Source organism: Kistimonas scapharcae (assembly GCF_039540975.1).
In the GTDB taxonomy this organism is placed as follows: Bacteria; Pseudomonadota; Gammaproteobacteria; order Pseudomonadales; family Endozoicomonadaceae; genus Kistimonas; species Kistimonas scapharcae.
This window is the reverse complement of the sequence record NZ_BAABFL010000478.1, coordinates 44,632-67,248: the sequence shown is the minus strand read 5'-3', so window position 1 is coordinate 67,248 and position 22,617 is coordinate 44,632. Positions and strand designations below refer to the sequence as shown.

Below are 22,617 nucleotides of genomic sequence, written 5' to 3'. Positions count from 1 at the left end.
GGTAAGATGGCTGAACTTAAAAAAGTTTACCGAGAAAAAATCGTACCTGAGCTGCAAAAAGAGCTGGGTGTGAAGAACGTGCACGAAGTACCGCGTCTCACCAAAATCACCCTGAACATGGGTGTGGGTGAAGCGGTTGGTGACAAGAAAGTCATCGAACACGCTGTGGCCGATCTGGAAAAGATCGCTGGCCAGAAGGCTGTTGTGACGCGTGCTCGTAAGTCTGTTGCCGGTTTCAAAATCCGTGAAGGCTGGCCGATCGGTGTGAAGGTTACTCTGCGTGACGAGCGCATGTATGAGTTCCTGCAGCGTCTGGTCGACATTGCTCTGCCACGTGTACGCGACTTCCGCGGCGTGAATGGCAAGTCTTTTGACGGTCGCGGCAACTACAGCATGGGCGTGAAAGAACAGATCATCTTCCCGGAAATCGATTACGACAAGATCGATACCCTCCGTGGTCTGGACATCACGTTCACTACTACTGCCAAAACTGACGAAGAAGGTCGTGCGCTGCTCAAGGCGTTCAACTTCCCATTCCGCGGCTAGTTCATAAAGACGAGAGGAAGCCCCGCTTATGGCAAAAACATCCATGAAGCAGCGCGAACTGAAGCGTCAGCGGACAGTCGCGAAATATGCTCAAAAGCGCGCCGAGCTGAAGGCTGCTGCTGTCAACGTTAATCTGTCTGAAGAAGAACGTTGGGACGCGCAGGTCGCTCTGCAAAAACTGCCACGCAACGCAAGCCCTGCGCGTCTGCGCAACCGTTGCCGTCAGACCGGTCGTCCTCACGCTTACCTGCGTAAGTTCGGCCTGAGCCGCATCAAGCTGCGTGAAGCAGCCATGCGTGGTGATGTTCCTGGCCTGACCAAGGCCAGCTGGTAAGCGCGCTGATCTAGGAGAGTGCAAGAATGAGTATGCAGGACCCGTTAGCTGATATGCTAACTCGAATCCGTAATGCCCAAATGGCAGAACATGCGTCTGTCAGCATGCCAGCTTCCAAGATTAAAGCTGCCGTTGCAAAAGTACTGAAGGATGAAGGTTTCATCGCTGACTTCAAAGTCGAAGGTGAAAGCAAATCCCAGCTCAGCATTGAGCTGAAGTACTTCGAAGGCAAGCCTGTAATCGAAGAGCTCAAGCGTGTAAGCCGTCCTGGTCTGCGTAACTACGCAGCCACTGGCGCGCTGCCGAAAGTCAACGGCGGCTTGGGTATCGCTATCGTTTCCACTAACAAGGGCGTGATGACCGATCGCGCTGCCCGCGCCGCGGGTGTTGGTGGCGAAGTACTCTGCACCGTATTCTAAGGGAGGGCTGATATGTCTCGTGTAGCAAAGAGCCCAGTTGAAATCCCTGCTGGTGTAGAAGTTAAGCTGGCTGGCCAGCATATCGCTATCAAAGGTGGTATGGGGCAGTTGGATCTTGATATCCATATGGCTGTCGAAGTTAAGCAGGAAGAAAACGTCCTGACTTTCGAAGCCCGTGATGGCAGCAAGTTGTCCCGCGCCATGTCCGGTACTACCCGGGCGCTGGTAAATAATATGGTGACTGGTGTAAGCACAGGCTTCACCAAGAGCCTGAAGCTGGTTGGTGTTGGTTACCGTGCGCAGCTCCAGGGCAAGACCCTGAATCTGTCGCTGGGTTTCTCTCACCCGGTTGTCTATGCGTTGCCGGAAGGTGTCACTGCTGAAACGCCTAGCCAGACTGACATCGTTATCAAGGGTATCGATAAGCAGCTGGTTGGTCAGGTGGCCGCTGAAATTCGCGACTTCAGACGTCCTGAGCCCTACAAGGGTAAGGGGGTTCGTTATACTGACGAACGTGTCCGTCGCAAAGAGGCCAAGAAAAAGTAAGGTAGGGTGACATCATGAGCGACAAGAAAATTGCCCGTCTGCGCCGCGCACGTCGCGCGCGGATGAAGATGCGGGAGCTCAGGGTTAATCGCCTGACTGTGACCCGTACTCCTCGCCACATCTATGCCCAGGTGATTGCACCTAACGGCGAGAAGGTGTTGGCAGCGGCTTCCACTGTAGAGAAAGAGCTGCGTGGTGAAGCAACTGGTAATATCGAAGCTGCGAAGAAAGTCGGTGCACTCATCGCTGAGCGCGCCAAAGCGGCCGGTATTTCCAAAGTGGCTTTTGACCGCTCCGGCTTCAAGTATCACGGTCGTGTTAAGGCTCTTGCCGACGCAGCCCGTGAAAGCGGACTGGAATTCTAAAGGGTGGGAGTCATGGCAAAAGACGATCGTAAAAACAACGACGAAGGCCTTATCGAAAAGCTGGTTCAGGTGAACCGCGTTGCCAAGGTAGTCAAGGGTGGCCGTATTTTCGGTTTTACCGCCCTGACTGTTGTCGGCGATGGCAAAGGTAAGGTAGGCTTCGGTCGCGGCAAGGCACGTGAAGTGCCAGTTGCTATCCAGAAAGCAATGGAAGCGGCTCGCCGTAACATGATCCAGGTTGATCTGAATGGTTCTACCATTCAGTATCCGGCCAAGGCTCGTCACGGTGCGTCCAAGATCTTCATGCAGCCTGCCTCTGAAGGTACTGGTGTTATCGCCGGCGGTGCAATGCGTGCTGTTCTGGAAGTAGCTGGTGTGCAAAACGTTCTGGCCAAGTGCTACGGTTCCACTAACCCTGTGAACGTGGTTCAGGCGACCTACAAAGGTCTGCGTGACATGCGCTCTCCGGAAGACGTGGCTGCCAAGCGTGGCAAGACGCTTGAAGAGATCCTGTGAGGTAGTCATGGCTGAGAAAAAAATCAAAGTGACCCTCGTCAAGAGCACCAACGGCCGTCTGGAAAGCCATAAGGCCTGCGTTCGTGGTCTGGGTCTCCGTCGCATCAATCACACTGTTGAAGTAGAAGATACTCCAGCTGTTCGTGGAATGATCAACAAGGTTAACTACCTGGTTCGCGTGGAAGGAGAATAAAATGCATCTGAATTCTCTGTCTCCGGCTGAAGGCAGCCGTAAATCCGGCAAGCGCGTCGGTCGCGGTATCGGTAGTGGCTTGGGCAAGACCGGTGGCCGTGGTCACAAAGGTCAGAAGTCCCGCTCCGGTGGTTCTGTGAAGCCAGGTTTCGAAGGCGGTCAGCAGCCGCTGCAGCGTCGTCTGCCGAAGTACGGTTTCACTTCCCGCATGGCGCGTCAGACTGCGGAAATCCGCATCGCTGAGCTGGCTTCTGTAGAGGCGGACGTAATCGATCTGGCAGCCCTGAAGGCCGCCGACCTGATTACTTCCAACATCCTGCGTGCCAAAGTCATCCTGTCTGGTGAGCTGAACAAGGCTGTCACCATCAAGGGACTGGGTGTCACCAAGGGTGCCCGTGCCGCGATCGAAGCAGCTGGTGGGAAAGTCGAGGACTAAATGGCTAAGACATTACCTGTCGGAAATCAGGGTGGGTTAAGCGAGCTGAAATCTCGCGTCCTGTTTGTTCTGCTGGCAATTCTGGTGTACCGGATCGGGGCGCATATCCCCGTTCCCGGTATCAATCCAGAGCGGCTGGCTCAGTTGTTCAGTCAGAACGAGGGGACTATTCTCAGTCTCTTCAACATGTTCTCCGGCGGTGCGCTGGAGAGGATGTCGGTTCTGGCGCTGGGCATCATGCCCTACATCTCTGCATCGATTATCATGCAGCTGATGACAGTGGTTAGCCCACAGCTCGAACAGCTGAAAAAGGAAGGTGAGAGCGGACGTAGAAAGATCAGTCAGTACACCCGCTACGGTACCGTACTCCTGGCATTGATTCAGGGTATGGGTATGACGGTCGGCCTGGCGAATCAGGGGGTTTCGTTCTCCACTGATTTCGGGTTTTACTTTGTTGCTGTTACTACCTTTGTAACCGGCGCCGTGTTCATGATGTGGCTCGGTGAGCAGGTGACTGAGCGTGGCATCGGCAACGGTATATCGATTCTGATTTTTGCAGGTATTGTCGCCGGATTGCCCGGCGCGATCGGGCAGTCGTTTGAGTCTGCGCGTCAAGGCGATATCAATATCTTGGCACTGCTGTTGATTGGTATTCTTGCCATCGCCATCATTGCCGGTGTTGTATTCGTTGAGCGCGGCCAGCGCCGAATCACGGTCAATTACGCCAAGCGGCAGCAGGGACGTAAAGTCTATGCTGCCCAGAGCAGCCATTTGCCGCTGAAGGTGAATATGGCGGGTGTTATCCCGGCCATCTTTGCTTCAAGCATTCTGCTGTTCCCAGCGTCGATTGCGCAGTGGTTTGGTCAGGGAGAAGGCATGGACTGGCTTCAGGATATTGCTTTGGCGCTTGGTCCAGGCCAGCCGCTGAACATTATTCTGTTCTCGGCCGGTATCGTCTTCTTCTGTTTCTTCTATACTGCCCTGGTCTTCAATCCGAAGGACGTGGCAGATAATCTGAAGAAGTCCGGCGCCTTTATTCCCGGTATTCGCCCCGGTGAGCATTCAGCCCGCTACATTGATGGTGTGCTGACACGTCTCACCATGGTTGGTGCGATTTATATGACAGCTGTGTGTCTGCTGCCACAGTTCCTGGTGGTTTCGGCAAATGTGCCTTTCTACCTGGGCGGTACTTCGCTGTTGATTGTGGTGGTTGTGGTCATGGACACCATGTCCCAGATCCAGTCACACCTGATGTCGCATCAGTATGAGTCGCTGATGAAGAAAGCTAATCTTAAGGGTTACGGTGCTGGCGGCCTTCTGCGCTGATCGCCTGTAACTCTGCCGATAGTGGAGAGAATGATGAAAGTACGTGCTTCTGTAAAAAAGATGTGCCGTAATTGCAAGCTCATCAAGCGTAACGGCACCATCCGGGTGATCTGTAGCGCAGAACCCCGACATAAGCAGCGCCAAGGCTGAGTTCTTCGGGTTTTGAATCATATTCCGCCTGGTCATCTTTGATCAGGCGGTTGATTTGTTTGCATCCGAAATGTATCCTTAACCGTTTTTCGGGTTAGGGTTCGCCCTTCGCGTTGCACTAGGCGATAAACCTTTAACGGAGACTATTGAATGGCCCGTATTGCTGGCGTCAATGTTCCGGATAACAAACATACTGTTATCTCTTTGACTTACGTCTACGGCGTAGGTCGCCAGACTGCTCAAAAGATCTGTGAAGCGACCGGTATCAATCCGACTGCTAAAATGGGTCAGCTGAGCGAAGACGACGTTGAAAAGCTGCGTACCGAAGTCGGTAACTATACCGTCGAAGGTGATCTGCGCCGCGAAATCAACATGAACATCAAGCGACTGATGGACCTGGGCTGCTACCGCGGTCTGCGTCACCGTCGTAACCTTCCGCTTCGTGGGCAGCGCACCAAAACCAATGCGCGTACCCGTAAGGGCCCACGTAAGCCGATCCGTAAGTAATACACTGGTTTAACCAGTTGTCTTGACACAGGATAATTTCTGATATGGCAAAGCCAGGTACTCGTTCACGGAAAAAGGTGAAAAAGACGGTAGTGGATGGTGTAGCACACGTCCACGCTTCTTTTAACAACACCATCGTGACCATTACCGATCGCCAGGGCAACACCCTGACCTGGGCAACTGCAGGTGGCTCCGGCTTCCGTGGTTCCCGTAAAAGCACGCCTTTCGCAGCCCAGGTTGCTGCTGAGCGTGCCGGTCGTGCGGCTGCCGAATACGGTCTGAAGAATCTGGACGTCTGTGTTAAAGGACCCGGGCCGGGTCGTGAATCTGCTGTTCGTGCGCTTAATGCTTGCGGCTACAAGATTACTAACATCACTGACGTAACACCCATTCCTCATAATGGTTGCCGTCCGCCCAAGAAGCGTCGAGTATAAGCAGGAGTCACGATAAATGGCTAGATATACAGGTCCTAAGTGCAAGCTGTCTCGTCGTGAGGGCACAGACCTTTTTCTGAAGAGCGGCGTTCGTCCGTTTGAATCAAAATGCCGCGCTGAAGCCATTCCTGGCCAGCACGGTCAGCGTCGTGGTCGTTTGTCCGACTACGGTGTTCAGCTGCGTGAGAAGCAGAAGGTTCGTCGTATCTACGGCGTACTGGAAAAACAGTTCCGTAGCTACTACAAGGAAGCAGATCGCATCAAGGGCGCGACAGGTTCCAACCTGCTGCAGCTGCTCGAATGCCGCCTTGATAACGTTGTTTACCGTATGGGTTTCGGTTCTACTCGTGCGGAATCTCGCCAGCTGGTCAGCCATAAGGCTATTACCGTTAATGGCAAAACTGTTAACATTCCTTCTTACAAGGTCAAGGCCGGCGATGTTGTAGCCATCCGTGAGAAGTCCAAGACCCAGCTGCGCATCGGCGCTGCTCTGGAACTGGCTGCTCAGCGTGGTTTCCCGACTTGGGTGGAAGTGGACGCCAAGAAGAAAGAAGGCACCTTCAAGGCGCTGCCGGAGCGGAGTGATCTGTCAGCCGACATCAATGAGAACTTGATCGTCGAGCTGTACTCCAAGTAAGGGATAGATAACTAGGTGGGGTGTTCATCCATGCAGAACTCGGCTACAGAATTTCTGACTCCTCGTCACATTGATGTTGAGGAACTCAGCCCGACCCGAGCGAAAATTACGCTTGAGCCTCTTGAGCGTGGTTTTGGTCATACTCTGGGCAATGCGCTTCGCCGTATCCTGCTGTCTTCAATGCCTGGCTGTGCCGTCGTCGAAGCCGAGATCGACGGCGTCCAGCACGAATACAGTACTGTTGAAGGCGTACAGGAAGATGTCATCGATATTCTGCTGAACCTGAAAGGTTTGGCGATTCGTATGGCAGGTCGTGATGAAGCGGTCTTGACCTTAAGCAAGAAGGGTGAGGGTGTGGTAACAGCTGCTGATATCCAGCCTGACCACGATGTCGAGATCCTGAATCCGGATCACGTCATTGCTCACCTCGGCGAAAAAGCTGATTTCAACATGAAGCTTAAGGTTCGTCGTGGTCGCGGTTATGAAACTGCTGATTCACGTCGTTCAGATGATGATGAGAGCCGCTCAATCGGACGTTTGCAGCTGGATGCCACCTATAGCCCGGTTCATCTCGTTTCCTACGTAGTAGAAAACGCGCGTGTTGAGCAGCGTACAAACCTCGACAAGCTCGTCATTGATCTTGAAACCGACGGGACCATTGAGCCAGACGAAGCGATTCGCCGTGCGGCTACCATCCTCCAGCAGCAGCTGGCGGTGTTTGTAGACCTTGAAGGCGATGCTGAACCTGAGCCGGAGCATAAGGAAGACGAAGTCGATCCTATTCTCCTGCGTCCCGTTGACGATCTCGAACTGACTGTGCGCAGTGCAAACTGCCTGAAAGCAGAGAACATCTACTATATCGGTGACCTGATTCAGCGTACCGAAGTAGAGCTGCTCAAGACCCCGAATTTGGGTAAGAAGTCACTCACCGAGATCAAAGACGTGCTGGCATCTCGTGGCCTGAGTCTGGGCATGCGCCTGGATAACTGGCCGCCGGCAAGCCTCAAGAGCGACGACAAGGTTTCAGCTTAAGTGCCAGGCAACTGGTAAGGAATCAGAGTTATGCGTCACCGTAAAAGTGGACGAAAATTCAGCCGGACGAGTTCACATCGCACCGCGATGTTCCGTAACATGACTGCGTCCCTGGTTGAACATGAAATGATCAAGACCACTCTGCCCAAGGCGAAAGAACTGCGCCGTGTAGCAGAGCCCATGATCACCCTGGCTAAGGAAGACTCCGTAGCCAATCGCCGTCTGGCGTTTGACCGCCTTCGCAGCAAAGCAGCCGTAGGCAAGCTTTTCTCCGATCTGGGACCCCGTTTCAAGGATCGTCCTGGCGGTTACATCCGTATCCTGAAGTGTGGTTACCGTCACGGTGACAATGCTCCTATGGCATACGTACAGCTGGTTGATCGTCCTGCAGAAGCTGCAGCTGACGAAGAGTAAAATCAGCAGAAAAACCGGGCTTAAAGCCCGGTTTTTTTATGCCTGCCATTTTTCTTATGCCTGCTATTTTGTACCGATATGAATATCCTCAAGGAACGCGCACTTAACGTGTTTCTGGTGTATCCTGCCTAACGAATGTTGCTCTGCTATGTGAATCCCGCTGGCAGCTTGTCTCCCCAAAAACGAAAAGATACAAGAGCATGACAATTACCTCATTCCATCCGCCCCGCCGCACGCTCATGGGTCCTGGCCCTTCTGATGTTAATCCGAGAATCACAGAAGCACTTTCCCGCCCGACGATCGGTCATCTTGATCCTGAATTTATTCGTATGATGGATGAATTGAAGACGCTGATTCAGTACGCGTTCAAAACCCAAAACCGTCTCACGTTACCCATTTCTGCACCTGGGTCCGCGGGTATGGAAGCCTGCTTCGCAAACTTGGTGGAAGAAGGTGACAAAGTCATTGTTTGTATCAATGGCGTTTTTGGCGGGCGGATGAAAGAGAATGTCGAACGTTTTGGCGGTGTGCCCGTTGTCGTTGAATCGGAATGGGGGCGTGCTGTTGATCCGGTGAAAGTTGAGGAAGCGCTAACGGAACATCCGGATGCGGCAATTCTTGCCTTTGTTCATGCAGAGACATCAACCGGTGCATTATCGGATGCAGAAACACTTTGCCGTTTGGCGAAAGGGCATGATTGTTTGACGATTGTCGATACGGTTACATCATTGGGCGGTTGTGAGTTGAATATTGATCAATGGGGTATTGATGCTGTTTATTCCGGCTCGCAGAAGTGCTTATCGTGTGTACCGGGTTTGTCCCCAGTCAGCTTCAGTGATGCTGCTATCGCGAAGATTAACGGCAGAAAGAGCAAGGTAAAAAGCTGGTTCCTTGATATGAGTCTGATCATGGGGTACTGGGGAGGAGAGGGAAAACGTGCCTACCACCATACGGCTCCTGTGAATCAATTGTACGCCCTGCATGAGGCTTTGTGTATTTTGCAGGAAGAGGGGCTGGAAAATGCTTGGGAGCGTCATGCGCTACATCACCGTGCGCTGACCGCTGGCTTGGCTGCCATTGGCCTGGAAATGCTGGTTCCTGAGAAAGAACGTTTGGTTCAACTGAATGCCGTTGTCATACCTGAAGGGGTCGATGATGCTGCAGTAAGAAGCCAGCTTCTAAATGCCTATAATCTGGAAATTGGTGCCGGACTGGGTGCATTTGCCGGTAAAGTCTGGCGCATCGGATTAATGGGCTATGCTGCAAGCAAGTCCAATGTTTTGAGCTGCCTGTCAGCGCTTGAAGCTGCATTACTTAAGCAGGGATATAGCTTTAAAGCCGGTGAGTCAATCAAGGCTGCGAGTGCCATTTATGCTTAATGGCGTCATTTGGATATAAAATAAAAAACCCGGCATGTGGCCGGGTTTTTTATTTTGTCAGGCCACCACTTTGGCCTTCTGAATTATGGGCTTAAGAAAATGACCGGTATGTGATTCCGAGATCGCTGCAACGTCCTCCGGGGTGCCCGTTGCAATAATTTCACCACCGCCATCGCCCCCTTCAGGTCCAAGGTCAACCAACCAGTCAGCGGTTTTGATAACATCCAGGTTATGCTCAATAACAACGATCGTGTTGCCGTGGTCGCGTAACCGGTGAAGTACCTGCAGTAGTTGCTGGATATCATGAAAATGAAGTCCAGTGGTCGGCTCGTCAAGAATATAGAGCGTCTTGCCGGTGTCCCGTTTTGACAGCTCTTTGGCAAGTTTAACCCGTTGTGCTTCACCGCCAGAAAGTGTTGTCGCATTCTGGCCCAATCGGATATACGACAACCCGACATCCATGAGTGTTTGCAGTTTACGCTTGAGTGCAGGAATGGCGTCAAAGAACACCAGAGCATCCTCGACGGTCATATCCAGCACTTCATCAATGCTCTTACCTTTGTATTGGATATCCAGGGTTTCACGGTTATAACGTTTGCCTTTACAGACGTCGCAGGGAACGTAAATATCCGGCAGGAAGTGCATTTCAACCTTGATGACACCATCACCCTGGCACGCTTCGCAGCGCCCGCCTTTAACATTAAAGCTGAATCGACCAGGCTTGTAGCCCCGGGAGCGCGCTTCCTGGGTGCCGGCAAAAAGCTCCCGGATAGGCGTGAATATACCCGTATAGGTGGCCGGGTTAGAGCGGGGAGTCCGACCTATGGGACTCTGGTCAATATCAATGCACTTATCGAAGTGATCTAAACCAGTGATTTTTCGATAAGGCGACGGAGAGAGTGTTGTTGCTCCATTAAGCTGATGGGCGCAAATGGGGTACAGCGTGCTGTTAATCAATGTCGATTTACCCGAACCGGATACACCGGTAATACACGTCATCAGACCAACAGGGATCTCCAGATTGACATTTTTCAAGTTGTTGCCCGTGCAACCTGACAGGCTTAACAGTTTCTTTTTATCCACAGGCTGTCGTTTGGCTGGAATGGCAATTTCCAGTACGCCTGAAAGATACTGGCCAGTCAGAGACTGAGGGGATGCAATGACCTCGTCTGGTGTCCCCTGTGCAACAACGCCACCGCCATGAACACCTGCACCGGGACCAATATCGATGACATGATCGGCTGAGCGAATTGCATCCTCATCGTGCTCCACAACAATAACGGTATTGCCCAGATCACGCAGACGAGTCAGGGTTTTCAACAGTCTGTCGTTGTCACGTTGGTGAAGACCAATAGAGGGTTCGTCCAGGATATACATGACGCCTACCAGACCGGCACCAATCTGGCTGGCCAGTCGGATACGCTGGGCTTCACCACCGGACAGGGTTTCTGCACTGCGATCGAGGGTCAGGTAATTGAGGCCAACATTCACCAGAAAGCTCAGGCGATCCGAAATCTCTTTGAGAATTTTGGCCGCAATTTCACCACGACGCCCCGGTAAGCTCAATGTCTGGAAGTAGGCCAGGGACTTTTCAACAGGCAGCCTTGTAATGTCGGGCAGTGTGTTATCTTCGATAAAAACATTCCGAGCTTCTTCCCTGAGGCGGGTGCCTTTACACTTCGGACAAGCCTGTGTGGCCAGGAATTTGGATAGCTCATCGCGAACGGATTGCGAATCTGTATCCCGGTAACGTCGTTCAAAATTAGGGATGATACCCTCGAACCGATGTCGTTTACGGTATATGTCGCCCCGATCATTGATGTAGCTGAAATCGATCTCTTCATGCCCTGATCCATGCAGAATGATGTCTTGATGTGCCGCAGAAAGCTCATCGAATGGCGTATCAATATCGAAACCACAATGGGTCGCCAGCGATTTCAGCATGTGGAAATAGTAGACGCTGCGTCGGTCCCACCCGCGGATTGCACCTTCCGCCAGGGTCAGTTCCGGATGCTGAATGATTCTGTCCGGATCAAAAAACTGCCGAACCCCCAGACCGTCACAACTTGGGCAGGCTCCGGCTGGGTTGTTGAAAGAAAACAATCGAGGCTCAAGTTCATTGAGACTGTAACCGCACTCTGGGCAGGCATATTTGGCAGAGAAAACAATGTCGTCCTGGTCACTATCCATGAAGCTGACGGCAACCAGCCCATCAGTCAGACCCAGCGCGGTTTCAAAGGACTCTGCAATACGCAGCTGCAGGTCTGCACGAACCTTGAAACGGTCTACGACAACTTCAATCGTGTGCTTGCGCTTTTTGTCCAGGGCCGGTGGCGTATCCAGATCAGCCACGATGCCGTCTATGCGGGCGCGAATAAAACCCTGACTTTTCAGTTCACTGAAAATGTGCAGGTGTTCGCCTTTCCGCTCCCGCACAACAGGCGCAAGGATCATGAGTTTCTCACCCTCTGGCAAGGCCAGTACCTGATCAACCATCTGGCTGACGGTTTGTGCTTCCAGTGGATGATGGTGTTTGGGGCAACGAGGAATACCTGTGCGGGCAAACAGAAGGCGAAGATAGTCGTAAACTTCCGTAATCGTACCAACCGTTGAACGCGGGTTATGGCTGGTTGATTTCTGCTCAATGGAGATTGCGGGTGACAAGCCTTCGATATGATCCACATCCGGCTTTTCCATCATAGAAAGAAACTGTCGTGCGTAGGTCGACAGGGATTCCACATAGCGACGCTGCCCTTCCGCATAGAGGGTGTCAAACGCCAGTGAGGATTTCCCGGAACCGGACAACCCGGTGATAACAATCAGTTTATCGCGGGGAATATCCAGATTGATATTCTTGAGGTTGTGGGTTCTTGCACCACGGACAGTTATCTGGTCCACAAGCCAACTCCTTACAGAGAACCCGCTATTATAAAGAAGCGCTACAGTCTGGTCATGCAGGTTTTAATGTGGACGGCTTGCGTACACTGCTCCTATAGTGTTGAGAATGGCAAATAAACACGGACGATAACATGCGCCCAGGAGGCGTTGATCCTTCCAGTCAGCGATCCAATCGCTCACATCAGACGCAACCGACGAATTCGCGGTGGGCTCGTTGGCGCCAAGGGCTGAGTCGTTTAATTAGCGTTCGAAATCCGATTACATATTTAAGAGAACGGTTTCGTACAGGCAATGCGCAGCGAAGGTTGTCTGAGCGTACGGTTAGATCGGAACCCCTGAATCACTTTTTGGCAACAAGACGAGTCAGTCCAGGTAAGTGGAAGAGTTCTGTGAGCCTGGGGGCATTAAATGAAATCAGGATTCGTAATCTGTTAGTTGCGATAGAACTGATTAATGAAAACCGGTTTATGTCGCCTCCGCTCTTAGCTCTGCGCGATACTCTGGAAATTGAACTGCAACGTCTGCTAACGGCTAGTGAACAAGATTTGGCACATGAACCCGTGACGGATAAAAGCTTGATTCGTGAAGTGAAAGCGCATCCACAGCGTTTGAGAAAGCGCCTTGTTAAAGCGGGGTATCCCCCACAAGACTTGAAAGCCTTAATGAAAAGCAAAATCATCAGGGGCTTAAATCAAAAAAAGTGGCAAGCGGTAAAAGGAACCATTGAAAATCGATCGCTTGGCATACTGGAGAGTCAGCAGACGCCTGCTGCTGAAATGCGTTCTTCCGTATCGAATGAAAGGGATTTTTTTCCGGTCAGTTATCAAGGGGGAGGTATTTCCTCATTAACCATAACGTCTGCAGACCATGCCGTGAATCTATGGACATCCAGTTTGCGAAGTCGTGATACCGGGCATGTGCTCTATCAGGGCGTTCGGCACGGCATTCACTCCGCCTATGGAATGGAAGGCGATGAACGAAAAATCGCCAATCTACAACGTGCGAAGGAATCATTATTAGCTGCGCTGAGTCTCCGTCCGGATCTATTGCAGCAGGCTTTTGCGCATCCTGAAAAGTCAGTACACCTCGATTTGGTGTCTTCATCGTTAGTGACGCCTGACTTGGTACGATCTGGACTGGATAATGAAAAGAGAATGCTGGCTGATCAGATAGAAGCATTCAGCCAACTGACGGGGAAGCAGCCAATCAAGCTGGATATTATGGGGCCGGATGGAAGCCCTCTGGCGATTAGACTGACAACACGGATGTTGTGTTTCAACTTTGGTGTTAATTATTTCGCTATTGGTCCTTCGGTGCCTGATGTGTTGGTGGGGTGGGACGTATCCGATGCTCTGAACAGAAAAAGCCTTGAGAGTTTGATTGGTGATCCTGAAGAGAAAACGGATATCCCCGGCGGATGGGTTATGGAGTATATCAATAGTCAGGCGGCCAAACTTGAGGCGCTGGAAAGCAGGCTTGCAATGGCAACTCCTCAGGAGTTTGAGACCATATCAGATCGCATTGTTGCGCTACGAAGAGAATTTAGGCTCGTCAGGCAGCTTGAGCGGCAGATCAGAACGATTTTTCAGAAAGGACTGCACCATAAAGACGGTGGGGAAGCCTATAAAATGCCTTCCCGTATCCTGCTGCTCACCCATCTTTTGAAGGGCATTCCGTTGTCGAACTGCAAGAGTGGTAAAGACCGTACGGGAATGCTGGACGCAGAGGTGAAGTTTCTGGCGGCACGCTGTGAGCTGCGTGGTGAAGTCCCTGAACCGGGTGCTCCTCTGACACCAGAAGAACAGGAATTATGGCATTCCATACTGCTTAATAGCGGGAATCTGGAGATTCAGGAATATAATACCGGTTTGCAGGGATATAAGACGGAAGATATCAAATCCATCGATAAACGCATTGGTAATGAGTCTGTTCGGCGTGAGGTGCGAGGCGCTTCGGGGGCTGCTGCCTCGTAAGACTGTACTTGCTATAAGGTGTCTTCCAACTGATACAATGCAGCTGTTTCGCCGACTAAAGAATGATAAGTAGTTTGTATGAATCAACTGGAAGTAAGAGCCTCACTGTCATTATCCGCTGTGTTCGCCCTGCGTATGCTAGGGTTGTTCATGTTGCTTCCGGTATTGGCTGTTTATGCCGATACGATTGAGGGCAGCACGCCTGCATTAATCGGACTGGCGATTGGCGCCTATGGTATTACCCAGGCGCTGTTACAAATTCCTGCTGGATTGTTGTCGGATCGAATCGGTAGAAAGCCCGTTATTATCATCGGGCTTGCTATCTTCTTTCTGGGCAGCCTGTTGGCGGCCTTCTCTGATTCCATCGTTGGCATTATCGCGGGGCGTTTCCTGCAGGGTGCGGGGGCGGTTGCTGCTGCGATTACTGCACTGCTGTCTGATCTCACTCGTGAACAGAACCGGACCAAGGCCATGGCCATGGTTGGCATGAGTATTGGGCTTTCATTTTGTGTGGCGATGGTGCTGGGGCCGCTGATTACAAGACTGACAGGTATCGACGGGCTGTTCATGGTCACTGCTGTTGCTGCCCTGGCTGCGATGGGGATTGTTGCATGGGGAGTGCCGACTCCCGCCATTCAGAAGTTTAATCGTGAAACCGCGACCATTACCGGGCAGCTTAGCGCCACGTTGAAAGATCAGCAGTTGCTCCGTTTGGATGTGGGGATTTTCATCCTTCACTTTGTTCTGATGGGGCTGTTTATTACTGTCCCGCTGGATCTGCAGAATCTTGCAGGCCTGCCGCGTGAAGAGCACTGGTGGGTCTACCTGTTGACGATGGTTCTGTCGTTTGTTGCGATGGTGCCGTTTATTGTGATCGGCGAACGGAAGCAGTGCCTGAAACAGGTCATGGTCGGTGCGGTTGCTTTATTGCTTGTTGCCCAAGTTATTGCCTGGTCAGAGCGAGACAGTTTGATCGGTTTGATTGTGAGTGTTTTCCTCTTTTTTGCTGCCTTTAACTTCCTTGAAGCCACATTGCCCTCGCTGGTGAGTCGCCAGGCACCGGCGGGAAATCGCGGTACGGCAATGGGCGCCTATTCGACCTGCCAGTTTCTGGGCGCAGGTTTGGGCGGGGCACTGAGTGGGGTTGCCTATCAGTCTTATGGGCATATAGGTGTGCTGGTGGTTTGTGGTTCTGCGACAGCTGTTTGGTGGTTGTTGGTGATGACCATGCGTCAGCCTCGCTATGTCACCAGCCTGGTCATGGAATTGTTTCCAGTTGTACCCACTGAAGTCATCCGTGTCCATGAACAGATCGCTTCTGTTTCAGGGGTAAAGGAAGTGACCGTCATTGTGGAAGAGCAAACCGCTTATCTGAAGGTCGATAAGCGGCATCTGGACCAGCAACGCCTGCGGCAATTTGGCGAGTGGTGATTGATTGCACAAAGGTGTGGATCGTCGGATAAATCCCCTTTTTTGAGCCGGACCATGCACTGAGAAGTATGTCGCCCTGGAGACTGATTCGCGTCAACATGACCCGGTGATGATCATCATAGACTGCGTCAATATTAAGATTGAATCAGGATTGCTTTGGCGTGAAACGGCTTTTTTCCTCAGATTTTCCGGCAGCCGCTCAAACGTTGGCTGCCGCTTTCCTGCATTATGAGTTATTCGCTGAATATGGGCAGGCTATCCCTGACTTGAGGGAGTCGCTGGAGCAGGATTTTCTCCATTATCTTAAGGCATTACCGGAAACCGCTGAGATCTATGCGGATTCTGATGCAATCGGTGGTGTGGCAGTCTGGTTGCCACCTGCTGTATCTCCCATGTTGCCCCAGCTGACTTTTATGCATACCTATGCGCTGGAGGCGCAGTACCGTAGTCGTATGCAGGCCTTTTCCCTCTTCTGCCAGGCTGTGCGTTTCCATCATATGCCCTGGCCACATTGGTACCTCAACCTGCTTGCTGTTTATCCCGACGCGCAAGGACGCGGTATTGGCAAACAGTTGCTGAGTGAAAAACTGCGAGACCTGGATAGACGACAGCAGCCTTGCTATCTGGAGACGCAACGAGAGCGAAACGCGCATCTGTACCAGTCAATGGGATTCCGTGTGGTAGAGCAGTGTTTTGCACCAGGAGGCAAACTGCCGTTCTGGGGAATGCTCCGTACACCGGGTCTGGTAGTATAAAAACACTGCCAGCTGACAAATAATCCCTAAAAATGGTTGTTTTTGTTTGTCTTGAATGCAATCTGTTTGATTTTTATCAAAGATGAACAGTGGGCTTGCTCGTCATAATCCGCGCAATTTATTTCCTTCTATACGTGGCGGTTAACCGATCAGTTCAAAGGACTGGTTGGTTGAAACCATTGCATGCGTTCCTGTGCGGAGAAAATCATGTTTAAGCGCTGGCAGTCGATCTGGAGTCTGGTTCTGGGCAGTTGTATGGCCGTGTTGATCGCAGGCTGCAGCGACAGCGGTGAAACGGCTGCAGATGGTCAGGAAAAGGGTAAAGACCCGGTTCGTGTCGCTTATGTGCTGAATGGTGCACTGGGTGATCAGTCATTCTATGACTCCGGTCAGGCAGGTATCAATCGTCTGGTAGCGGATTACGGCATTGAGACCATCACGATTGAAAACAACTTTGACGCAGCCAAATACCCACAGTCGTTGGAATCTGCCGTCAAATGGCGTGCTGACGTGATCTATGTGATTTCCTATGGCTATGAAGAACTGGTACGTCAGTATGCGGATCGTTATCCGGATATTACCTTTGTAAACATTGATACTGTCGTGGAAAACAGCAAGGGTACGATTACCAGCATCAACTTCTCTGAGGAAGAAGGTTCCTTCATGGCGGGTGTCGCAGCGGCATTAATGACGTCTGATCCGTCCATCAAGGGCATAAACGAGGAGAAAAAAGTCGGAACAGTCAGCGGTATGAATGACGTGGTCGTTAATGCTTTCCTGCATGGTTTCCGTCAGGGTGTTGCTTACATTGATGACACGATTGAATATAAAAATATCTATGTTGGCAGCTGGTCTGACCCCGTCAAAGGCAAGCAGGCGACCAAGCAACTTTATTCACAGGGTGTTGATGTCGTGTTCCAGGTGGCGGCTTTGACCGGTACGGGTGTGCTTGAAGCCGCAGCGGAAAGTGGTCTCTATGCCATCGGTGTGGATTCCAACCAGAACGGCATCAAACCAGGTCATATCCCAACGTCGATGCTCAAAAATGTAGGCAACGCAATCTACGACACATTTGCTGCTATGGAAAACGGTACCTTTGAAAAGGGAGCGGTGATTTATTCCGGGCTGGCGCAGGATGGCGTGGGTTTGGCGATTGATGAACACAGCCGTGCGATTATGCCAGCCGCGATGTTGGAGCAGCTTGAGACTGTCAAGGCTAAAGTCGTTGCCGGCGAGATTGTGGTAGAGCCTTACAAGGGCGCCTGATTGTTTTCACCTATGGCCTCCCTCTGCGGAGGCCGCTGTTATACCCGGTCTGTCAGGAGCCCCTGATGTCTGATCCCCTTATTGAACTGAAACACCTGGTTAAGGTGTATCCGCCAGCGACACTGGCGTTGAATGACGTCTCCGTCACGATCAATGCCGGTGAAATCCATTCTGTGATAGGCGAGAACGGTGCGGGCAAATCCACGCTGATGAAAGTGTTATACGGCATAAACAGCATCAACGGAGGAGAAATGTGGTACCGCGGTCAGCAGGTCGCTTTTCGCAACCCCATGGAAGCAGTTGCTGCGGGTATTGGGATGGTGCATCAGGAATTCATGCTGGTGCCGTCCTACAGCATTTATGAAAACGTGGTGTTGGGAATGGAATCGGTCAAGCGTTCTGGCCGCTGGTCTGCCGGTATTCTGAATCGGCAGAAGGATATTGAGGCTGTTCAGGCCATCGCTGACCAGTATGCACTGAATCTGCGTGTGACCGATAAGGTGGAAGATCTGTCCGTTGCTGCCCAGCAGAAAGTAGAAATTCTGAAACTGCTTTATCGGGACGTAGACGTCTTGATCATGGATGAGCCCACCGCCGTCCTCACGCCACAGGAAATCCGTCAGCTGTTCGAGCGACTCAAGGCCCTGCGGGATTATGGTAAAACCGTCGTGTTTATCAGTCATAAGCTCGACGAGGTGCTGGCGCTTTCCGATACGATCACGGTCATGCGTAAGGGGCAGCATATTCGGACCTTCCGGAATACACCGGGACTGACCAAGGCTGATCTGGCCCGTGCCATGGTTGGGCGTGACGTGGTCTTTGCGATCGACAAGGCACCGGCAGCACCCGGTAATACCGTCTTTGAAATGGAACTGGTGGAAGCGCGGGATTCGCAGGAAAAATTACGCCTCCATGAGATCAGCCTGCAGGTGCGTGCCGGTGAAATAGTCGGGTTGGCCGGTGTAGAAGGTAATGGTCAGTTTGAGCTGGTTCAGGTAATGACAGGGCAGGCGGTTGTCGCTGCTGGCCGTATTTACCTGTCAGGTCAGGATATTACTGATTGTGATATTCGCTCTCGCCGTCGACTGATGTCGTACGTGCCGCAGGATCGCAAAATATCCGGCAGCTCACTGAAATCCAGCCTTATTGATAATGCGGTAATGACCCATCACTACAGCAATCCTTCACTTGGGAATGGCAAGAAGGGATTACTGTCACGGAGCCGGTGTCGTGAATTTACCCAACAACTGATGCAACACTTCGGTGTCGTGGCTGCAGGGCCGGAGACGGCGATTGGTGATCTTTCAGGCGGTAACCAGCAGAAGATCATCGTCGGGCGGGAATTTGAATTAGATAACCGCTTCATCATTCTTGATCAGCCAACACGCGGACTGGATGTGGGTTCCATTGAATACATTCAGCAGCGCATAGTGGAAAAGCGGGATGCGGGTGCAGGTTGTTTCCTGATTTCTGCCGATCTGGATGAGTTGTTCAGCCTGAGTGACCGGATACTGGTTATTTATGAGGGAAGTATTGTGGCGGATCTCAACCCGGCTGACGTCACGCGGGAGCAGGTTGGGGAGTACATGTTGGGCTCCAGGGAGAAAGCCGCATGAAAAAAGACCTGTTAATCGCCCTGGCTGGTGTGCTCTGTGCCTTTTTGGCAGGTATGGCCATTCTGGCTGCACAGGGCTATGACGCACCGCGTGGCTTCATGGCGCTGATTGAATACAGCCTGATGTCGGAAATGTCGTTGGGTGGCACCCTGCAACGTGCGGCGCCGCTGATACTGACGGGATTGTCGGCCACTGCTGCCTTTGGCAGCAACGCTGTCAACCTGGGGCAGTTGGGGCAGGTGCTGATGGGCGCCATGGCGGTGACCACGGTTGGATTGGTCGTGGATCTGCCGGCGCCATTGATGCTGCCGTTGTTGTTAGCCACAGCTGCTATCGCTGGTGGACTGTGGTGTGGTATCGCAGCCTGGCTGCGCAATCGATTTAACATGAATGAGTTCATCTCAACCCTGATGCTCAACTTCCTGGCGGAGTACTTTACCCTGTGGATGGTGCGCGGCCCCGTCAAGATGGCCAATGCCAATACCCCGATGTCGCCGCCGATTGCCGATGGTGGCCATCTACCGGCGTTGGGTAGTATCAGCAGTTCGATTCTTGTCGCACTGGTCGCTTTGGGAGGCATTTATATCCTCTGGAACCGGTCACGTGCCGGCTATGAAATGCGGATGATGGGATTGAACCCGGTCTTTACCCGGATCGGTGGTTGCCATAATCGGGAGAATTTCACCCGTGCCATGATGATTTCTGGTGCTTTGGCCGGTCTGGCAGGCGGGTTGCTGATTATGGGTGGCATTCAGCATCAGTTCCTGATCGGTATTGGTGGTACTTATGGCTGGGATGGCGTCATGCTGGCGATTATCGCCAACTGTCAGGTACTGGCGACATCTTTGTACGCGCTGTTGTTTGCTGTCCTTCAAAATGGCGCACTGGGCATGGAGCTGGAAACCCGGGTGCCGTCTGAATTCATCATGGTCTTCCAGGCCATTATCGTGTTGTTTGTTGTTGCGTCGCGGGAGGTTTCACGGCGATTGGTGAACCAGTTGATCGCCCGTCGTGTCGCCAGTGATGCGCTGGCCACCACCCGGCAGCCGGCTGAGGAGAGGGTTCATGGATCTGTTTCTTGAGTTGTTCCGCGCAACCCTGCCTGCTGCGGTGCCGATTCTGCTGGCGGCACTGGGTGGTTTGTATACCCATCACGCCAATGTTTTCAATATCGCCATGGAAGGGATGATGTTGATAGGTGCTTTTTGTGCCGTAGCGGGCAGTTACGTGACCGGGTCCTGGATGGGCGGTTTGTTGTTCGGTATGGCAGGCGGTTTGCTGGCGGCGTCCGTGACAGCCTTTTTTGCCGTGAAAATGAAAACGGATGAATTTGTCACTGGTATCGCCATGAACTTGTTGGCAGCAGGCGGCACAACCTATCTTCTACGACAGCTGTTTCATGTAAAAGGTGCGTTTGTGTCTCCGCGCATCGAGGGTTTGCCCGTCTGGAATATCCCGCTGGTGCAGGATATCCCGGTTATTGGCGATATCGTGAGCGGTCACCCCTTTCTGTTATATATGACATTTGTCGTTGTTTTCCTGGTGCATTTCCACCTGTTCCATACCCGCTTCGGTCTAAGACTGCGGGCGGCAGGTGAAGAAAGCCGGGCTGTGGATGCCGTGGGTATCAGTTCCGACCGGCTCAAGATCCAGTCGCTGCTGTTGTCCGGAGCTCTCTGTGGTCTGGCAGGTGTGTTCCTGTCACTGGGCTATGTTCGCCTTTTTGCTGAAGATATGTCGAACGGACGGGGCTGGATATCCCTGGCCGTGATCATCCTGACCCGTGGACGTCCCATCGGTATCCTGGTCATGTCCCTGCTGTTCGGTTTTACGGATGGTCTTGGATTCGCGTTGCAGGATTCCATCATTCCTTCTGAATTTACCCAGATGGTGCCGTATATCGTGACCTTGCTGGCGCTGTACTGGTATTCCCGGGAAAAACAGAAACGAAACGGAAAACAAGTAAATACCAGCCAGCAGGCCGGTATGGATAAAGAGGCAGTTGCAGTATGAAAGCCTGGGAACAAGACCGGGATATTCGTCTGAATGCGGTACCCAAGCCGTTTGAGGAAAAACCTTCCGACTGGTCGTTTGTGGACGGCATTCTGAAGGCTCGCCGCAACATGATGGCCAAGTTCTGGAAAAGTGAAGTACCCGGTTCCAATGCGCCGGAAATCCCCTTCATGGAAATGATTCAGGCCTGGCACAACAGGGGCTACGATGTCAGTGAAGCGGAACAATGGCTCTCCGTCGGCCGTGATGCCCGTGAACAGAATGATCACGGAACCATGGAAGTGCTGGGGGCGAGAATCCAGCAGGCCCTTGCTAATGCCCCTAAAGATGAAAGCAGTGTGTACTGGCAATATCAGGCACCGGAAACGTTTGAGGCGATCCGCGCGGCTTGCCCGGCAGTGGATAAGCTGGATGGTGATACGGCTGGCCATTGCCTGAGTGAGAAAGTTTATGGCGGCTGGCTGGGTCAGATTGCCGGTGGTGCTTATGGCACAGCGCTGGAAGGTTTTTCGGGCGAACAGCTGAATGCGTTTTATGGGGATCGGTTGAACGGCTATGTCCGGGAACCGGAAACCATGAATGATGATGTGACCTATGAACTGTGTGTCCTTGAAGCGGCACGGAAGAATGCGAATTTTTCCAGCCAGGATATCGCGGAAGAGTGGCTGCGTTATATTCCCTATGGCTGGTCTGCTGAGCACTTTGCGCTGGAGAACCTGCGCCGTGGCATTATGCCGCCGCAGTCAGGAACCTGTTTGAATTTTTACTCGGAATGGATTGGTGCCCAGATGCGCACCATGGTTCACGGCATGCTTGCGCCCGGCAAACCCTGGCGGGCTGCTGAGCTGGCGTATCGCGACAGTGTGATCTCCCATGAGAAAAACGGTGTATATGGCGGAATCCATGCAGCGGTTCTGACCTCACTGGCGTTTATCATGGATGATGCCCGTGCCGTTGTGCGGGCTTCCCGCGGTTATATTCCCGATAACACGTTATTTGCGCATCTGTTTGACCGGACCGTCGAATTGTCTGAGCAATATGGCGATCATCGGGAAGTCTGGCAGTCCATGAAGCAGAATGAACTGCGAACTTACAACTGGATTCATACGTTCCCGAATATGGTAGCGGTTGTGCTTTCGCTGTGGTTCTGCGACAACAACTTTACCCGCGCCATGCGGATCCTGGGGGATTGCGGTGAAGATGTGGATTGCAATGCCGGTGAAGTGGGAACCGTGCTGGGTGTGATGAACCCAGCCTGTGTGACACCAGAGTGGGCAGAACCGTTGGCCGACCAGCTGGAAACCTACGTGCCGGGTTATGAGAAAGTCCGGATTTCTGAGTTGGCGCGTCAGACGGTTGCACTGATTTCTTGATGTTTAATTATCCGCTAAGAGAGCCATGTGTCTGAGGGGCATGGCTTTTTTTATCATC

25 protein-coding genes are annotated in these 22,617 nt (G+C 52.3%); 24 read left to right on the top strand and 1 reads right to left on the bottom strand.

Features of this window, described 5'->3' with window-relative positions:
* Positions 1–6 precede the first annotated feature (6 nt).
* The 16 genes from rplE (at position 7) to ABD892_RS25820 (ending at position 9,234) form a co-directional block, all read left to right on the top strand.
* Positions 7–546: a 50S ribosomal protein L5 gene (rplE, locus tag ABD892_RS25895; RefSeq protein WP_345199245.1), complete on the top strand. Its 540-nt coding sequence runs from the start codon at positions 7–9 to the stop codon at positions 544–546.
* A gap of 28 nt (positions 547–574) precedes the next feature.
* On the top strand, positions 575–880 hold the full coding sequence (gene rpsN / locus ABD892_RS25890) for a 30S ribosomal protein S14 (protein ID WP_345199244.1): 306 nt from the start codon (positions 575–577) through the stop codon (positions 878–880).
* Positions 881–906: 26 nt separating this feature from the next.
* Positions 907–1,299 (top strand): 30S ribosomal protein S8, encoded by a 393-nt coding sequence (rpsH, locus tag ABD892_RS25885; RefSeq protein WP_345199242.1) that lies wholly within the window; start codon positions 907–909, stop codon positions 1,297–1,299.
* A 12-nt stretch (positions 1,300–1,311) separates the two neighbouring features.
* The gene (rplF, locus tag ABD892_RS25880) at positions 1,312–1,845 is read left to right on the top strand and encodes a 50S ribosomal protein L6 (protein WP_345199240.1); all 534 of its coding nucleotides are present in this window, start codon (positions 1,312–1,314) and stop codon (positions 1,843–1,845) included.
* Positions 1,846–1,859: 14 nt separating this feature from the next.
* Complete coding sequence (rplR, locus tag ABD892_RS25875) at positions 1,860–2,210, top strand: 50S ribosomal protein L18 (protein ID WP_345199239.1); 351 nt, start codon at positions 1,860–1,862, stop codon at positions 2,208–2,210.
* Positions 2,211–2,222: 12 nt separating this feature from the next.
* A complete protein-coding gene (gene rpsE / locus ABD892_RS25870) occupies positions 2,223–2,726 on the top strand; it encodes a 30S ribosomal protein S5 (RefSeq protein WP_211829033.1) in 504 nt (167 codons plus the stop codon).
* 7 nt (positions 2,727–2,733) lie between these two features.
* On the top strand, positions 2,734–2,919 hold the full coding sequence (rpmD, locus tag ABD892_RS25865; RefSeq protein WP_345199238.1) for a 50S ribosomal protein L30: 186 nt from the start codon (positions 2,734–2,736) through the stop codon (positions 2,917–2,919).
* 1 nt (position 2,920) lies between these two features.
* Complete coding sequence (gene rplO, locus ABD892_RS25860; protein WP_345199237.1) at positions 2,921–3,355, top strand: 50S ribosomal protein L15; 435 nt, start codon at positions 2,921–2,923, stop codon at positions 3,353–3,355.
* A complete protein-coding gene (secY, locus tag ABD892_RS25855; protein ID WP_345199235.1) occupies positions 3,356–4,681 on the top strand; it encodes a preprotein translocase subunit SecY in 1,326 nt (441 codons plus the stop codon).
* A 33-nt stretch (positions 4,682–4,714) separates the two neighbouring features.
* Positions 4,715–4,831, top strand: a complete 117-nt coding sequence (rpmJ, locus tag ABD892_RS25850) for a 50S ribosomal protein L36 (protein ID WP_211829029.1) — start codon at positions 4,715–4,717, stop codon at positions 4,829–4,831.
* A gap of 150 nt (positions 4,832–4,981) precedes the next feature.
* On the top strand, positions 4,982–5,338 hold the full coding sequence (rpsM, locus tag ABD892_RS25845; RefSeq protein ID WP_345199233.1) for a 30S ribosomal protein S13: 357 nt from the start codon (positions 4,982–4,984) through the stop codon (positions 5,336–5,338).
* A 44-nt stretch (positions 5,339–5,382) separates the two neighbouring features.
* Positions 5,383–5,772, top strand: coding sequence for a 30S ribosomal protein S11 (rpsK, locus tag ABD892_RS25840; protein WP_345199232.1), 390 nt, complete (start codon positions 5,383–5,385; stop codon positions 5,770–5,772).
* Between the two features lie 16 nt (positions 5,773–5,788).
* Entirely contained in the window at positions 5,789–6,409 is a 621-nt protein-coding gene (rpsD, locus tag ABD892_RS25835) for a 30S ribosomal protein S4 (protein ID WP_345199231.1), read from the top strand.
* A 30-nt stretch (positions 6,410–6,439) separates the two neighbouring features.
* The gene (locus ABD892_RS25830; protein ID WP_345199229.1) at positions 6,440–7,441 is read left to right on the top strand and encodes a DNA-directed RNA polymerase subunit alpha; all 1,002 of its coding nucleotides are present in this window, start codon (positions 6,440–6,442) and stop codon (positions 7,439–7,441) included.
* Positions 7,442–7,471: 30 nt separating this feature from the next.
* Complete coding sequence (gene rplQ, locus ABD892_RS25825) at positions 7,472–7,855, top strand: 50S ribosomal protein L17 (RefSeq protein ID WP_345199228.1); 384 nt, start codon at positions 7,472–7,474, stop codon at positions 7,853–7,855.
* Positions 7,856–8,055: 200 nt separating this feature from the next.
* Entirely contained in the window at positions 8,056–9,234 is a 1,179-nt protein-coding gene (locus tag ABD892_RS25820; protein WP_345199226.1) for a pyridoxal-phosphate-dependent aminotransferase family protein, read from the top strand.
* Between the two features lie 57 nt (positions 9,235–9,291).
* Here the strand turns inward: ABD892_RS25820 and uvrA are convergent, their stop codons facing one another.
* A complete protein-coding gene (gene uvrA / locus ABD892_RS25815; RefSeq protein WP_345199225.1) occupies positions 9,292–12,132 on the bottom strand; it encodes an excinuclease ABC subunit UvrA in 2,841 nt (946 codons plus the stop codon).
* Between the two features lie 389 nt (positions 12,133–12,521).
* On the opposite strand from uvrA, the gene ABD892_RS25810 reads away from it, so the two are divergent.
* The 8 genes from ABD892_RS25810 to ABD892_RS25775 all read left to right on the top strand — a co-directional run bounded on the left by ABD892_RS25810 (position 12,522) and on the right by ABD892_RS25775 (position 22,559).
* The gene (locus ABD892_RS25810; protein ID WP_345199223.1) at positions 12,522–14,105 is read left to right on the top strand and encodes an inositol phosphate phosphatase SopB; all 1,584 of its coding nucleotides are present in this window, start codon (positions 12,522–12,524) and stop codon (positions 14,103–14,105) included.
* 78 nt (positions 14,106–14,183) lie between these two features.
* Entirely contained in the window at positions 14,184–15,536 is a 1,353-nt protein-coding gene (locus tag ABD892_RS25805) for an MFS transporter (protein ID WP_345199222.1), read from the top strand.
* A gap of 161 nt (positions 15,537–15,697) precedes the next feature.
* Entirely contained in the window at positions 15,698–16,291 is a 594-nt protein-coding gene (locus tag ABD892_RS25800) for a GNAT family N-acetyltransferase (protein ID WP_345199221.1), read from the top strand.
* A gap of 207 nt (positions 16,292–16,498) precedes the next feature.
* On the top strand, positions 16,499–17,557 hold the full coding sequence (locus ABD892_RS25795) for a BMP family lipoprotein (protein ID WP_345199219.1): 1,059 nt from the start codon (positions 16,499–16,501) through the stop codon (positions 17,555–17,557).
* Positions 17,558–17,622: 65 nt separating this feature from the next.
* Positions 17,623–19,173, top strand: coding sequence for an ABC transporter ATP-binding protein (locus ABD892_RS25790; protein WP_345199218.1), 1,551 nt, complete (start codon positions 17,623–17,625; stop codon positions 19,171–19,173).
* The gene (locus tag ABD892_RS25785; protein ID WP_345199217.1) at positions 19,170–20,255 is read left to right on the top strand and encodes an ABC transporter permease; all 1,086 of its coding nucleotides are present in this window, start codon (positions 19,170–19,172) and stop codon (positions 20,253–20,255) included. Before ABD892_RS25790 ends, ABD892_RS25785 begins: the two co-directional genes overlap by 4 nt.
* The gene (locus ABD892_RS25780) at positions 20,239–21,186 is read left to right on the top strand and encodes an ABC transporter permease (RefSeq protein ID WP_345199216.1); all 948 of its coding nucleotides are present in this window, start codon (positions 20,239–20,241) and stop codon (positions 21,184–21,186) included. The genes ABD892_RS25785 and ABD892_RS25780 overlap by 17 nt, the downstream gene beginning before the upstream one ends.
* Positions 21,183–22,559 carry an ADP-ribosylglycohydrolase family protein gene (locus tag ABD892_RS25775; RefSeq protein ID WP_345199215.1) on the top strand — a complete coding sequence of 459 codons (1,377 nt, stop codon included), beginning with the start codon at positions 21,183–21,185 and terminating at the stop codon, positions 22,557–22,559. The genes ABD892_RS25780 and ABD892_RS25775 overlap by 4 nt, the downstream gene beginning before the upstream one ends.
* Positions 22,560–22,617: the final 58 nt, after the last annotated feature.